Genomic DNA, 14771 nt, shown 5'->3' with positions numbered 1-14771 from the left:
ATTCGTCAGGTCCGATTCGTCAGACCTGAATCCTCAGACCTGAATCCACAGACCCACAAAAACGGCGCGACCCTGTAAAGGGCCGCGCCGTTTTTTTTCCTGATGACACGTCTGGAGCGTTGCCGGCGAGCCCTCGGCTGTCGCTGTTCCGAGTCTCACTTGCGCCGATAACCGAGGGGCGGCGATCATGCGTTCGATTCAGTCCTTCACTTCTGGATCCAGCTATTAACGAAGGAGGTAGCCTGGTGGATAAAAAACAGGTTGAAGTGGGCAGTCAGAACGCTGAAGCGTCAATTTGGCGGACTGCCAAATGGCTGAACAAGCCGAGCCATTGCCAAAGCATCGCTGAACATACGTTAGAAATTGTGACTGACTTTCAAACCGATTTCTGGCGTGAAACCCATTACGGGTTCATTCGAGACAGCGGACATTTCCTGGGGTTTGAGACCACTGGTGGCTTTACCGCTCAAGTCAGAGTGAATGCCGATTTTCGCGAGCTCTATGACCAGGCGGGGATGATGGTCAGGCTCAATGAGGAGACCTGGTTGAAGGCAGGAATCGAATATAACGATGGAATGCCAATGATCAGTAGCGTGCTGACACGCGGCACGTCGGATTGGGCACCCTGCAGCTTTTCTGGCGACCCAACCGATTTCTGGCTTCGTGTGACCGTTTCCGATGGAGTGCTGCGCTTGCAATACTCCACCGACGGAATGACCTGGCCGCTGCTTAGACTTGCTCCCTTTCCAGACGCGGACCGCTACACGGTGGGTCCTATGTGCTGCACACCGGAGCGGCAAGGGTTAAAGGTGAGGTTTTCCGAATGGTCATTGACCCCGCCCCTCGGGCGAGACCTGCACGATTTGACCTAGCCAATCTCCCGGCTGCTTACGCTTGGCCAGCCTGCATCCCGCTTCCTCTCGCTGTGGAAACCTGAACATGAATGAAGAACTGAGCATCGTCGATCTGCAGGAAGGCACCGGCAAGGCCGTCGTCAAAGGCGCGCTGATCACCACCCAATACACCGGCACCCTGGAAGACGGCACCGTGTTTGATTCCTCGTGGGAGCGCGGCAAGCCGTTTCAGTGCGTCATCGGCACCGGTCGGGTGATCAAGGGCTGGGACATCGGGCTGATGGGCATGAAGGTCGGCGGCAAACGCACGTTGCAGGTGCCTGCGGCGCTGGCATACGGCGAGCGTTCGATGGGCGCGCACATCAAACCCCATTCGAATCTGGTGTTTGAGATTGAATTGCTGGAAGTGCTGACGCGGGATGATTGAGAGGTGTTTCAGCCGATGGATGTTCAGCGGCCTGTCATGGCCCATTCGCGAGCAAGCTCGCTCCCACAGGGAATGGCGGCGTACCCAAAATCCCGGCAGAACCAAGAGCCGTGCGGGTGTGCGCAATCGGGAGCAGGACCGGTTTTAGCCGTGAAGAGGCCAGCGTGTACGCCATCAACCTCGCGGTGTGGCAACCGACGCCTTCCCGGCTAAAGCCGGTCCTACAATGGGAGCCCGTCGCAGGCCCTGCAGATGAGTGCAATCCCGGTGGGAGAGGCTTCAGCCCGCGGAATTCCGGACCTACGCCTGCATCAACACCCGGGCCAGTTTCTTCGCCAGTTCCTCTTCCTTGTACGGCTTCTGCACGATCAGCTTCGGGTCAACGTCGAGGATGTCGATGTCGGCGAAGCCGGTGATGAACATGATCGGCAGCTGCGGGTGGTCGCGGCGGACGATTTCCGCCAGCTCGCCACCGGTCATGTTAGGCATGGCGAAGTCGGTCAGCAGCAGTTCGATGCCGGGGTCGAGCTTCTTCAGCGCTTCGTCGCCGCTGTCCGCTTCGACCACCGAATACCCCAGCGAGACCAGCATCATCGCCGTCACCGAGCGTACGTCCGGGTCGTCGTCTACCAGCAGAATCGTGCGGTGCTTGGTGTCCGCATCGGCGCGGCCGGGCATGTCGGAGGCGCTGACCACCGGGACCGCCGTGCGCGCCACGCTGGGCAGGTACACCCGCAGCGTGGTGCCGGCGTTTTCGGCGGTGTCGATGCTCACGCCGCCACCGGACTGCTTGGCGAAGCCGAACACCTGCGCCAGACCCAACCCCGAGCCCTTGCCCACCGCCTTGGTGGTAAAGAACGGTTCGAAGGCCTTGGCCAGGACTTCCGCGCTCATGCCGCAGCCGGAGTCACTCACCGACAACACCACATACGCGCCGGGCTCCGGATCTTCCTGCCGTAACGGCAGGCGATAAACCATCTCGTTCCAGGTGCTCAAGCGCAGTTCCCCGCCCTGGGGCATAGCGTCCCGGGCGTTGATCGCCAGGTTGAGGATGATCATCTCGGTCTGCGTCGGGTCCACCAACGCGCTCCACAGGTCCTCGGCGAGTTCGGTTTCCACCCAGACGCTGCCGCCCAATGCTCGACCCAGCAGTTCGCGCATGCCGTCAATCGTGTCGTTGAGGTTCAGCGCAACGGGTTCCAGGCGCTGGCGACGGGAGAACGACAGCAGCTGACTGGTGAGCTTGGCGCCCCGCTCGCCCGCTTCGCGGATGTTCTGCAGGCGCTGGGGCGACTTGGTGAACACGCCTTTTTCCAGATCCCGGCTGAGGAAGTTCGCGCTGGTCAGGATCACCGTCAGCAGGTTGTTGAAGTCGTGGGCGACGCCGGCGGTCAACTGGCCGACTACCTCGAGCCGCTGCATCTGCTGCAAGGCGGCCTCGACGCGTTCGCGCTCCTTGATCTGATCGCGCAGACGCTTGTTGGTCGCCGCCAGTTCGTCCACCACCGCCCGCTCGCCGGTGATGTCGCGGACCGCGGCGTACATCAGCCCGTCGTCCGGCACGATGGTCCACGACAGCCAGCGAAAGCCACCATCGGCATGGCGCATGCGGTTCACGAAGCGCGTGGTCACGTGGCCGTCGGCAATGCTGGCGGTCTCGCGCAACGTGGCGGCAAGATCATCCGGATGGATGAATTCGCTCAACCGCTGCTGGCCGACCTCATCCCGACCCCATCCCAGCGTCGCCTCCCACGCCGGGTTGAGGGCGATTGGCGTCATGTCGAAATGCAATACACCCAGCAGCTCCCGGGACAGCTCCCAGGTGCGGTCACGCTCGCGGGTTCGCTGAACCACGCGTTCGCCGAGAATTTCATTGAGCTGAAGCAGCGCCTGGGTGGCATTTTTGCGTTCGGTGATGTCCTGCATGACACCGGTAAAGCGCACGCACTGGCCGTCTTCGAACAGAGAGCGGCCATTGGCGAAGACCCAGCGCTCCTCGCCCTCATCGGTAATCAGGCGGTGCTCGATCTGGAACGAGGTGTCCACCGTCAGCGCGGCCATGACCTTGCTGTGCAACTGATCGCGGTCGTCCGGATGGCAGAGCAGGAACATGAGGGCGAGGGTAACGTGGGCGTCGGCTTCAACGCCGTAAAGCGTTTTACAGCGCTCGTCCCACAGCAGCGTGTCGGTGCGCGGATCGTAGGTCCAGACGCCCATGTCGGCCGCTTCGATCGCCAGATGCGCACGCACTTCCGCGACTTGCAGCGTCTTCTCGGCGTACAGGCGCTTTTCCCGCTCCTGCACTTCGGACACCGCGCGCACCACCGCCTTGGGCAGCATTTTCATGTTCTGCTTGAGGACGTAATCAATGGCGCCCATGCGCATCATCTCGACGGCATGCTGCTCGCCGAAGATCCCCGAGAGGAAGATGAACGGCGTCTTCGGGGCCAGCCGCAACGCGCTATTGAGCACGTCGGCTCCTGACGAGCCCGGCAACAGATAATCGCTGAGAATGAGGTCGAAACGTGCGGCCGTCAGCTCACGTTCGACGTCCTGGTGGTTGTAGACCAGCGTAGCGTCGACCTTCAGCCCACTGTTTTCGAGGGTGAGGAGAATCAGCTCCGCATCGAGCGAACTGTCTTCGACCAAAAGCAATTTAAGCTGCGATAACGACATGGATAAAAGTCATTGTTCCAGTAGGGGCTTGCGCGAATGCGTTGACGCAGGCCAGCAAGCGCCGGATTCAGGAGCCCGGGCGACGGGCGAGTCGCAGGGAACCCGGCGGTGGCTCGTTCAGGACTGCCCAGAACACGCCAAGATCCGAGATCGCCGAGACGAATTCCTTGAATTCGACCGGCTTGACCACGTAAGCGTTCACACCCAGCGAGTAGGCGCGGTCCAAATCGGGTTCTTCGCGGGAAGACGTGAGCATCACGACGGGAATGCTGCGCAGTTCCTCGGTTTCGCGGATGACCTTGAGCACTTCAAGGCCGTCGACTTTTGGCAGTTTAAGGTCCAGCAGCATCACCGCCGGATTGCCCACCACGCGATCGTGATGGTGGTTGCGGCGCAGTAGGTAATCAAGGGCTTCTGCACCGTCACGCAACACAATAACTTCGTTGGCCAACTGGCTACGTTCCAGAGCGACAAGGGTCAGCTCGAGATCGTTCGGATTGTCTTCCACCAGAAGAATGGGTTTAAGCACTGGGCGTCTCCTTCGACACTCAAAGAGTTACGGTCAAACCGCGCTTGGGCAGCGCAAAATAAAAAGTGGCGCCATGGCCCAACTGGCTGTGCGCCCACACAGTGCCGTCATGGCGTTCGATGATCCGTCGGACACTTGCCAGACCAATGCCGGTGCCTTCGAATTCCTCCATGCGGTGCAGGCGCTGGAACACCCCGAACAGCTTGCTGGCGTAGGCCATGTCGAAGCCGACGCCGTTATCGCGGATGAACACCACGACCTTGCCGTCTTCCTCGTAACTCCCCACCTCGATCACTGCCGGGTCCTGGTTGCGGGTGTACTTGATCGCGTTGGACAACAGGTTGCGCATCGCCAAATGCAGGAACGCCGCATCGGCAATGACCACGGGCAGTGGACCGGTGACCTTCCACTCCAGCGCGCGGCCTTCGTAATCAGGCAGCATTTCCCGGCGAATCGACTCGACCATGGCATTCAGGTCCACGTCGGAGAAACGCATCGCGGAGCGACCCATCTGCGAGAAGCTCAGCAGGTTGTCGACCAGCGTACCGGCGAATCGTGCCGAATCACTGATGTTTTCCAGGAAGCGTACGCCTCGGTCAGACAGCTTGCTGCCTTCGATGTCATTCAACAGCTCGGCGTACCCGGCAATGTGGCGCAACGGCGCGCGCAAGTCGTGGGAGACGCTGTAGGAAAACGCTTCTAGCTCTTTGTTGGATTTCTTCAATTCATCGGCCAGTGCGGCCATTTCTTCAGCCTTGCGCAGGACGATGCCGAGCACGGCCGCTCGCAGCTCGATCACCGCTTCGCAATCCATGTCGTCCCACGGTCGGGAGAACCCGCGCACGGTCTGCTGCCACAGGGCGAAGCTGTGACGCGGGTTCAGCGAGCCACTCGGGCTGACACTTTTTTCCGGTTTGCCTGCCCAGTTGACCACGCGAGCCTGCTCGGGCCGGAACCAGATGATGAAGTTGGAATGCAACTCGGAGATCGCCGTCGCCAGCACGCCGCTGACCGAGGTGGCCAGCACGGGCAGCTCGGGAATGTCGCGGCTGATGTTGTCGGAGCGGAAGACCTCGTGGGGATCACGGCCGCTCAGCCACTCGGCAAGCTTGACGATCTGCTCGCGCTCGGGGGTTTCGCCGTAGACATCGACGCTGGCGCCGGAAATCACCGCCGCGCCGCTGGCACCGACAAAACCCAGCAACACCTCGGGCATTGCGCGCAGGCCGCCGGTCACGCTGTCGAGGTCGGCCATGGCCGCGAGCATCTGCACGATTTGTCGGCGCAGGCTGAGCATGCGCTGGTTGGCGGCATGGGCTTCCTTGCTCTCGATCTGCAGGGACAAGACGCTGCCCAGCAGTTCACAGGCGGTCCGGGTCTGGAAGCTGACCCGGCGCGGCGTCGCGTGGTGGCAGGAAATCAGGCCCCACAACCGCCCGCGCACCACGATGGAGATCGACATCGAGGCCATCGTCTGCATGTTGCGCATGTACTGCAGATGCACCGGCGACACGCTGCGCAACGTGGCGAACGTCAAGTCCAGCGGTGCGCCGGTCAGGGGATTGTTGGCGGGTAACAGCGGCGATGGCTGGTAGTTGGCGTTTTCAATGACGCGAATACGGTTGGCCAGATACAGCGCCCGGGCCTGGGCAGGCACGTCAGACGCCGGGAAGCTAAGGCCGAGCAGGCTTTCATAGTCGTCATCTGCCGCTTCGGCATTGACCAGGCCGTTTCCATCGACATCGAAGTGATAGGCCTTGACCCGACCGAAGCCGGTGATGCGCTTGACCTCTGAGACCGATCGCTGACACAGCGCTTCGATGCTTTCGTCTACGGTCATCTGGCTGATGAACCCGCGCATCAGCGGGTAAACATTGCCGTAGGCGCCGGTCATGTCACCGGCCGGCTCGAACTCGGCGATCAGGACCTGATCGTGACGGTGAACCATCATGGTCATCGGCTGAGCCGTGCTGGAACCCGAAAGGAACCGCACTTCACCGATGTGGAACGGGTTCTGTTCTTCTTCAGGCAGGGCATGCAGGCGCTGGAGCAGGCGCTCGGGCTCGGCGAACACGCGGGTGAGGGTGGCGCCGATCAACGACTGGGGCTCCAGCCCGAGCCAGTCGCTGACATTGGCACTGACTTGAATGATGGTCGAAGCCGCTTCGTCGATGACCAGCAGAAAGCCGTGGGGCTGAATGCTGCCGGGGATTTGGATCGGTTCACGCGCGCAATGCTCAATCGCGCCCTGAAGGCCGTCGTCGTCGCTAAGGGTCAAGGTCTCGCTCCTTCACCGTCAACGTTTGGGCAAACGGCGTCGGTAATATGTGCCGGAAAGGCGGCACGGATGGGGATGCCACACACGGTAACAAAAACCGACCGGCTCAAATACTCCGAACTGACTGATTCACGAGAAAAAAACCATTCATTCGCATTCAGCTGTCGACCATGGCCCTTACTTTCGACAGAAACTCCACCAACTGGAAGGGTTTGAGAATCATGTCCATCCGTTCGCCCAAAAAGTCCTGACGATTGAGCGCGTTCTCGGCGTAGCCGGTCATGAACAGCACCGGCAGGTCGGGACGCCAGCTTCGGCCGCGCTGGGCCACCTCACGGCCATTCATTTCGGGCATCCCGACGTCGGTGAGCAACAGGTCGATGGTACTGTCGTGCTCAAGGCAGGACAGCGCCGTGCCGACATCGGCAACCGGGGTGCAGCGATAACCGGCATCGGTGAGGATTTCATTGACGAACATGCGCACCGAGGCCGTGTCTTCAACGATCAGTACGTGCTCCCCTGCCCCCTGCGCGACGACGGCGGCAGGCTGCTGCGGCTCGACGCGCTGCTCGTCCGCCGCCGGCAGCAGCAGCGTAACCTCGGTGCCGTGGCCGACAACGCTGCGAATCTGCACGTCGCCACCCGACTGGCGGGCGAAACCATAGATCGTCGACAGGCCCAGGCCGGTGCCCTGGCCGATGGGCTTGGTGGTGAAGAACGGGTCGAACACTTTATCGATCAGATGGTGCTCGATGCCGACGCCGTCATCGCGCACGGTCAGGGCAATGTACGCGCCGTCCGCCATGCGGGAATGACCCTGGGAATAGGTCTCGAAGGTACTGATCCAGATGTTTCCGCCCGCTGGCAACGCGTCACGGGCGTTGATCACCAGATTGAGCACGGCGCTTTCGAGCTGGCCGGCGTCGACCATCGCCACGGCGCTGCGCGAGGTCAGATCAAGGGTCAGGCAGATACCTTTGCCGATGGTGCGGCCCAGCAGGTCTTCAAGGGAGCGCACGTACTGATTGACGTCCGCAGCGCGGGTGTCGAGGGGCTGCTGGCGAGCGAAGGCCAGCAGACGATGGGTCAATGCCGACGCGCTTTTCGCCGACGCCAGTGCGGCGTCGGCGTAGGTCATGACTTTTTCGGTGCGACCGTCTTCGGTGCGCTTCTTGATCAGCTCAAGCCCGGTGACGATGCCCGTCAAGAGGTTGTTGAAGTCGTGGGCGATGCCGCCGGTGAGCTTGCCGATGGCGTCCATTTTCTGCGCCTGCAGCAACTGCTCTTCGGTCCGGGCGCGCTCGGCGACTTCGTGGGCGAGCCGGCTGTTGACCGAGTCCAGCTGCTGCAGATGCGACTGTTCGCGGCGGCGGTGCTCGGTGACGTCTTCGATGAAGACCAGGCTCATGCCACTGACCCGATACGGCGACACCTGCCATTCGGTTTCGCGCAGCTCGCCCTTGACCCGCATGCTCAGCGTGCCCATCCAGCGCTCGCCCGCTTCCAGCGCTTCACGCAGCCCGTCCAGCGCCGAGCCCTGGTCTTCGCTGAAGCTGCGCAGCACCGAATTGTCGCCAGCGGCCTGCCCCAGCAACTGGGCAAAGGCGTGGTTGGCTTCGTGGACTTTCAGATGGCCGTCCATCACCGCAATCGGCGCCGAGACGTTGGCGAAAATTTCGCGAAAGCGCTCTTCGCTGTCTCGCAACGCGTATTCGGTATCCCGCACCCGCAGCAGTGTGCGCAGGGTGGCGAGCAGCACGTCGGGGTCGACCGGGTGCACCAGATACGCGTCCGCGCCGGCTTCAAGGCCGGTCACGATGTCGCCGGTCTGGATCGAAGCCGCAGAGACGTGGACCACCGGCAACAGCGCCGTGCGGGGCGCAGCGCGCAACTGCCGAACGATGTCGAAGCCGCTCATGTCCGGCAGGTTGACGTCGAGAATCAGCGCGTCGGGGATCCGCTCGGCGATCAGCGCAAGGCCTTCGGTGCCGGTGCCGGCTTCCGATACCACAAAGCCCTGGCGCTCCATGCGTCGACGCAGGGCGTAGCGGGTCGCGGTGTTGTCATCAACGATCAGCAGCCGGGTTTCAGGCTTCATCCGCAGGCTCCTGGGCCAGTGCCAAGGGGATCACCACATAAAACGTCGAACCGACACCGGGCTCGCTCTCCACGCCCACGTGGCCACCGAGCAATTCGGCGAAGCGTTTGCACAGGGACAAACCCAGCCCCGTCCCGCGCAGGCGTTTTTGCAGCGGCGAGTCGACCTGAATGAAATCTTCGAACAGCGCGCCGTGGAGCTCCTGAGGAATACCGATGCCGGTGTCGGTCACCGCAAAGCGAATCGAGTCCTCGGACTCCAGCCGCGCCGACACCCGTACTTCGCCGCGCTGGGTGAATTTCAGGGAGTTGGAAATGAAGTTGCGCAGGATCTGCCCGAGCTTCTGATCATCGGTGTAGAGCCTCGGCAGACCCGCGGGCTCTTCGAAGATGAGGTCCACGGCCGAGGTGTCGACGATAGGCCGGAACATCCCGCGCAGCGCCGAAAACAGATCGAACATGTCAAACCACGCCGGCGAGATGGAAATGCGGCCCGCTTCGATCTTCGCCAGGTCGAGCAGGTCATCGACCATGTCGCTCAATTCCCGCGCGGCGTTGCTGACAAAGGCGACCTGCTTGTGCTGTTCCGGGCTCAACGTGCCGTCCAACTCGTCGGACAGCAGGCTGGCGATGCTCAGGATCGAACCCAGCGGCGTGCGGAACTCATGGCTCATGTAGGCCAGAAAACGGCTTTTCAGGTCAGACGCCTGGCGCAGCTGCTCGGCCTGCATGTCGAGCTCGCCGTACAGGGCAAGTACGCCCTGGTTCGTCTCGTCGAGCTCGGCGCGAAGGGCTGCCGCTTCGGCTCGCACGCGCTGGAGCTCGAGTTCGGTCGCCAGTGCGGGGGAGCCCTCGAGCGTCTCGCGGGCAGTGTTGTCAGTCATCGAGCGTCTCCAGAGCCATCACCAATACCGTTACGTCGTCCCTGCCCCGGCAATAATCGCGGTGTAACACCGCTGCAATGATCGCCGGGTGTCGGTACATCAGACCCGGATAGTCGCGAAGATTCCAACGCGATTGCAGGCCGTCGCTGAACATGATCAGCAACTGACCGGTGCAGTCGGCGTAGTCAATCGGCGGAATCTTCCGGTATTGCAGGCCGACAATGCCCGGGTGCGAGGGTATGCCCCGGGTTTTGTCGTCGCCGATCAGCGTCGCGCCGATATTGCCGATGCCGATGAAGCGCAGCTTGCCCGACGCGCCATCAAACAGCGCCAGGGCAGCCGCGCCGCCCCGGCTGCCGCGCATGTCGAAGTGCAGGTCTTCCAGCAGCACGCCAGGATCAGCGAAGGGATTTCTCATGAACGCCCGGGCACCGGCCATCCCGGCCTCTTCCGCCTCAGGGCCATGGCCCAGGCCGTCGATCATCATGATCGCCACCTGTTGGCCCTTGACCGCAACTTCCCACACATCGCCACAGGCCGGGTCATCGTGCAGCGACTGCTGCGTGATGCCCAAGCGCAGGTCCTTCACCACGCTTTTGCGCGGAAAGAAACGCGCCAGCAGCGCGCTGCCGCGAGCGTCGCTGTGCACGTCGAACACTTGCGCCTGACGCAGAATCGACCCCAGGCCGATGCCCTGGGTGCCACGGCTTGAAAAGCCGTCGGCCATGCAATTCTGCACGTCGAACCCCTTGCCCCGGTCGATGGCAATGATCTCGACGCCCGGCACCGCAGCCGATGCGTCGCCGGAGACATCGCCGGGCAGCACACGCACGTGCAATTCGCCGCTCTGCGCGTGCTTGAGAATGTTGCTCGCCAGCTCCGTGGTGACCAGCGCAACGCGGCCGCAGTCGGCCTCGTCGAAGCCGGCCTGTTCGGCGAGCTTTTGCGCGGTGCGTCGGGCGTGGCCGACCTGACTGATGTCCTCGATCGGCAACACCTGAGTCAAGTGGCTGTGCAGGCTCACGTCCATTTGCAGATCGTCACACGGGTGCCTGCGCCGGGCGCGGTGTCCAGCTCGAAGTCGTCCACCAGCCGCTTGGCACCGGTCAGGCCAAGGCCCAGACCGCCGCCGGAGGTCCAGCCGTCGGTCATCGCCAGCTTCAGGTCGGGAATCCCCGGACCTTCGTCGCGAAAGGTCAGGCTCAGGCCAACGCGCACGCCGTCCTCGATGATCTGCCAGTCCATGTCACCGCCGCCGCCATAGACCATGGTGTTGCGCGCCAGCTCGCTGACCGCTGTCACCAGTTTGGTCAGATCGATCAGGCGCATGCCGCATTCCTGGGCCAGCTTGCGAGTGGTCTGGCGGGCCAGCACGACATCCTGCTCGATGCGAATGGGTTGAGTGCCGCTGCTGCGCACGCTCATTGGGAATAGGCTCTCTCGCGCAGCAGTTTCATGCCGCGCTCGACGTTCAGCGCAGTGCTGACGCCCGGCAGGGTCATGCCCAGCTCGACCAGGGTGATGGCGACAGCAGGCTGCATGCCCACCAGCACGGTTTCGGCGTCCATGATCCGCGACAGGCCGGAAATCATGCCGATCATCCGGCCAATGAACGAATCGACCATGTCCAGTGCGGAGATGTCGATGAGCACGCCACGGGCCGAGGTACGGCTGATGCGTTCGGACAAGTCGTCCTGCAGCGTCATCGCCAGTTGGTCATGCATGTCCACCTGGATAGTGACGAGCAGAAAGTCGCCCATCTGCAGAATCGGGATGCGCTCCATGGGCTCATACCGCCTTGGTAATGGTGACGCCGAGACGGCGCAGGGCCAGTGCCAGCGCGTCGGCGAGGTTGGCTTTGGTGACGACGCCTTGCAGATCCAGGCCCAGGTGCACGATGGTCTGGGCAATCTGCGGACGCACACCGCTGATGATGCAATCGGCGCCCATCAGGCGAATCGCCGTGACGGTCTTGAGCAAGTGCTGGGCCACCAGGGTGTCGACGGTCGGCACACCGGTGATGTCGATGATCGCGATTTCCGCGCCGGTGTCGACGATGCGCTGCAACAGGGATTCCATGACCACTTGGGTGCGTTGCGAATCCAGCGTGCCGATCATCGGCAACGCCAGAACGCCGTCCCACAGTTTCACCACAGGGGTGGACAGCTCGAGCAGCTCTTCCTGCTGACGCTTGATCACCGCCTCGCGGGACTTCTGATAGGTGCGAATGGTGTGAAGGCCGAGGCCATCGAGCAGTTCGGAAATCTGCATCACTTGCTCGGCAACCAGCGCGGGCTGGTCGGCGAAGTCGCGCTGCAGTTGTGTGAACAACGGGCCTTTGAGGGCGAAGATGAAGCTGGCGGTCTGCTGGGAATCCTGACCGGCCAACGCACGCTGGCTGGAGAGTTTTTCCAGAAAGTGGCGAACGTCATCCCACTCGGTGGTGGTGATGTTGACCGAGCCACCCTTCTCAAGGGTCGACGTCAGCAGGCGCAGGAAGTCGGTAACTTGCTGGCGGATCTCTTCGGTTTTGAGATTGCGGGTCGCGCCGCTGGCTTCCAGGTCGGCGTGCCACTGAACGGCAAGCTGGGATTCCGAGCGCTTGAGCGCGTCAACGGTGATTTGTTGCAATGCTGCCATGAGGGTGGCTCCAGTGAGTGCACGTCGAGAGTTAGAGTTGGTCGACTTGAGCGGGCCTGTGAAATATGGGGAATGGTCAAAAAAACAGCACAGAACGCTGAGCGGCAAGTTGTTGCAAGGCGCGGACCAACAGGCTGTCTGGCTAACGGGTTTGCAGGCGCTGCAACGGGCGTGGACCGGGCAGACGAAATACGCCTGCCGTGACTTGGTGTCAAGATAACATCAGTCCGTTTTTGCTGTTTCTTTATCAGCGCGAGCGTCACGGCCTTAAAACACGCTGTCGACCACTTGAACATAGATGGAAAAGGCCCCCAGCAAAAACCAGAACACGGTGAACAACCACGGCGTGCGCATGGAGAACATCAGCGATTTACGATAGCCCTTCTCGCTGGATTCGTGCTCGCTGAACAGGGGCGAGTCGTCGTAGGCGAGCCCCATGGCCGGCTGGCTGCTGAGCAGCTGGGCCTGCTTGAAATGCCAGTGATCGATGATTTCGTAAGCGGCGCGGATGCCGGGCCAGGCGTGCATGGAGCTGATCAGCCCGAGCAGTGTCAGGAATGGCGGCACCACCAGCGTGAACATCTTGCCCCACTCCGGATTAAGGTTAGCCATCGACGAGGCGAAGGCGATCACCAGAAACGATTGCGCGGACAAATAGGCGTTGGTGCGGTTGGAGAGGATGGCCGTCTCGTACTGGATTTCCTTGCGGTAGAAGTCCAGCCGGTCTTTCGGCGATCCGAACAGCATGGCATCAGCGACCTGAGCATCCGCGGCCTGCTCTTCGGCCACCGGATTGCTGCTGGTGATGATGATCGGTGTTTCGATGTCACGGCTCACAAGGGTGCCTCCTGCAAATTGAATGTGGGACCGGCGTTAGCCGGGAAGCTTTTGAACATCACGCCCTCACTTCAATGACCCGGACGCCCGCGCCATGCAGCGAACCCGCCGCTCTTCCACCCGCTGGGCGAACCAGGCCGTGGTCAGCTTGCGGGTGATCTTCGGACTTTCCAGCACGATGCCCGGCAGAATCGCCCTCGGCAGCGGCTTGCCGGCGGCCTTGTCGGCCATGGCGAAAATCTTCGCGTACAGCTCGGTGTCTTCGAAGGCCAGGGTTTCGCCCTTCTCCAAGTGGCTGCGGATGGTCGTGTTGCGCATGTCCAGCTGCGGGTAGAGGCTGCGAACCGCCAGTTCGGTCTGCCCCAGCGCCGGGCCGAAACCGTAGCTGATCAGGTCGCCATCCAGCGCCAGACGTTTGCCGGACACCCGCGCCACAGCGCTCTGGAATGCCGCATTACGGCTGGCGTACCAGCCGGCGTTGAAGTCGGCAAAGCGGTACAGCGGCCTGTCATAGCTGACCGGATAACCCAGCAGGTGGGCGATGCCGAAGTACATGCCGCCGCGACGGCTGAACACTTCATGGCGAATAGAACCCTCGACCGGATACGGATAATCCCGGGCCTGGCGCTCGGCAAATTCGATGCTGACCTGCATGGGCCCTGCGGTGTGCACGGGGTTGAAATTGCCGAACAGGGTACGACCCAGCGGCACCATGCCGATGAAGTCATCGAAGATCGCGCTCAGGTCTTTTTCCGTGCGGGCGGCGCTGAGGCGTTCGTTGAAGGTCTTGCCGGTCGAGGAGCGGATGTCCAGTGCGCTGCGCACCAGCAGGTTGGGGATGTGCGCCTTGCTGGCGCGACGGTCGATTTCATCCTGGGCGATCTTGCCCATGCCGGGGACGGCCGGGTCGACCTGGAAATTGGATTCCTGCTCGGTCACGGCCAGCACGGAACAGAGGTTTTCAACGCTGGGGTTGATCTGCTGCGCCTCGAATGCCCGCTGAATGTCCTGGGCCCAGCCCTGGCGGTCGGCGACAGTGGCAGGCAACAATCGCACGATTTCACTGCGCACCACCGAGGGTTCCGGCGCGGGTTCCTGGCTGCGTTGCGCGCTGCAACCGGCGAGGACCGCCAGCAGGATCAGGCTGGCTAGGGCATGGAGGTGGCGGCTGATTCCATTCACGGGCATGACTTCTCGCTGGTTACTCAAACGGGGTGGCGGGCTATGGACAGCGGGGAGCGCTGCTGATTCAAACAGGGCTGGATACGGCCCTACAAAAAGCATCGCGTTCAACCTGTGAAGCGGGAGTGGCCCTAGGCTCGGGCAGGCATTACTCTGACCCACCCTACCCATTCAACAAGGAAGCCCGAATGTCCACCACAGCGCTCATCGTAGTCGATATCCAGAACGACTACTTTCCCGGCGGCAAATGGCCCCTCGCAGGCGCCGATGCCGCCGCCGACAACGCCGCCAAGGTGATTCAGGCCGCTCGGGACGCCGGGGATCTGGTCGTGGTGATCCGCCATGAAACAGGCGCCGCCGCACCCTT

At 62.1% G+C, this 14771-nt stretch carries 14 protein-coding genes; 3 read left to right on the top strand and 11 right to left on the bottom strand.

What is annotated here, in order from left to right:
• The first annotated feature begins 293 nt into the window (after nt 1-293).
• Complete coding sequence (locus QMX88_RS25975) at nt 294-872, top strand: DUF1349 domain-containing protein (protein WP_282373127.1); 579 nt, start codon at nt 294-296, stop codon at nt 870-872.
• Between the two features lie 67 nt (nt 873-939).
• Nucleotides 940-1281, top strand: a complete 342-nt coding sequence (locus tag QMX88_RS25970) for an FKBP-type peptidyl-prolyl cis-trans isomerase (protein WP_282373124.1) — start codon at nt 940-942, stop codon at nt 1279-1281.
• Between the two features lie 300 nt (nt 1282-1581).
• On the opposite strand, the gene QMX88_RS25965 is transcribed toward QMX88_RS25970, so the two are convergent.
• The 11 genes from QMX88_RS25965 to QMX88_RS25915 all read right to left on the bottom strand — a co-directional run bounded on the left by QMX88_RS25965 (nt 1582) and on the right by QMX88_RS25915 (nt 14410).
• A complete protein-coding gene (locus QMX88_RS25965; protein ID WP_282373123.1) occupies nt 1582-3957 on the bottom strand; it encodes a response regulator in 2376 nt (791 codons plus the stop codon).
• Between the two features lie 67 nt (nt 3958-4024).
• Nucleotides 4025-4486, bottom strand: a complete 462-nt coding sequence (locus QMX88_RS25960; RefSeq protein ID WP_192172045.1) for a response regulator — start codon at nt 4484-4486, stop codon at nt 4025-4027.
• Nucleotides 4487-4505: 19 nt separating this feature from the next.
• On the bottom strand, nt 4506-6764 hold the full coding sequence (locus QMX88_RS25955) for an ATP-binding protein (protein ID WP_282373121.1): 2259 nt from the start codon (nt 6762-6764) through the stop codon (nt 4506-4508).
• Between the two features lie 157 nt (nt 6765-6921).
• On the bottom strand, nt 6922-8862 hold the full coding sequence (locus tag QMX88_RS25950) for a response regulator (RefSeq protein WP_282373120.1): 1941 nt from the start codon (nt 8860-8862) through the stop codon (nt 6922-6924).
• The gene (locus tag QMX88_RS25945) at nt 8852-9745 is read right to left on the bottom strand and encodes a sensor histidine kinase (RefSeq protein ID WP_192172048.1); all 894 of its coding nucleotides are present in this window, start codon (nt 9743-9745) and stop codon (nt 8852-8854) included. Before QMX88_RS25945 ends, QMX88_RS25950 begins: the two co-directional genes overlap by 11 nt.
• Nucleotides 9738-10775: an ATP-binding protein gene (locus QMX88_RS25940; protein WP_282373119.1), complete on the bottom strand. Its 1038-nt coding sequence runs from the start codon at nt 10773-10775 to the stop codon at nt 9738-9740. The genes QMX88_RS25945 and QMX88_RS25940 overlap by 8 nt, the downstream gene beginning before the upstream one ends.
• On the bottom strand, nt 10766-11170 hold the full coding sequence (locus QMX88_RS25935) for an anti-sigma regulatory factor (protein WP_192172050.1): 405 nt from the start codon (nt 11168-11170) through the stop codon (nt 10766-10768). The genes QMX88_RS25940 and QMX88_RS25935 overlap by 10 nt, the downstream gene beginning before the upstream one ends.
• Nucleotides 11167-11529, bottom strand: coding sequence for an STAS domain-containing protein (locus QMX88_RS25930; RefSeq protein WP_192172051.1), 363 nt, complete (start codon nt 11527-11529; stop codon nt 11167-11169). The genes QMX88_RS25935 and QMX88_RS25930 overlap by 4 nt, the downstream gene beginning before the upstream one ends.
• A gap of 4 nt (nt 11530-11533) precedes the next feature.
• Nucleotides 11534-12385 (bottom strand): STAS domain-containing protein, encoded by an 852-nt coding sequence (locus tag QMX88_RS25925; protein WP_192172052.1) that lies wholly within the window; start codon nt 12383-12385, stop codon nt 11534-11536.
• 267 nt (nt 12386-12652) lie between these two features.
• Nucleotides 12653-13132, bottom strand: a complete 480-nt coding sequence (locus QMX88_RS25920; RefSeq protein WP_192172290.1) for a hypothetical protein — start codon at nt 13130-13132, stop codon at nt 12653-12655.
• 156 nt (nt 13133-13288) lie between these two features.
• Complete coding sequence (locus QMX88_RS25915; RefSeq protein WP_282373117.1) at nt 13289-14410, bottom strand: DUF1615 domain-containing protein; 1122 nt, start codon at nt 14408-14410, stop codon at nt 13289-13291.
• A gap of 182 nt (nt 14411-14592) precedes the next feature.
• Here QMX88_RS25915 and QMX88_RS25910 point away from each other — a divergent pair.
• The coding region (locus QMX88_RS25910; protein WP_282373125.1) for an isochorismatase family protein at nt 14593-14771 on the top strand (179 nt) is incomplete at its 3' end.

The organism is Pseudomonas sp. PS02290 (assembly GCF_029960075.1).
Lineage (GTDB): Bacteria > Pseudomonadota > Gammaproteobacteria > Pseudomonadales > Pseudomonadaceae > Aquipseudomonas.
This window is presented reverse-complemented; position numbering and strand designations above follow the sequence as displayed.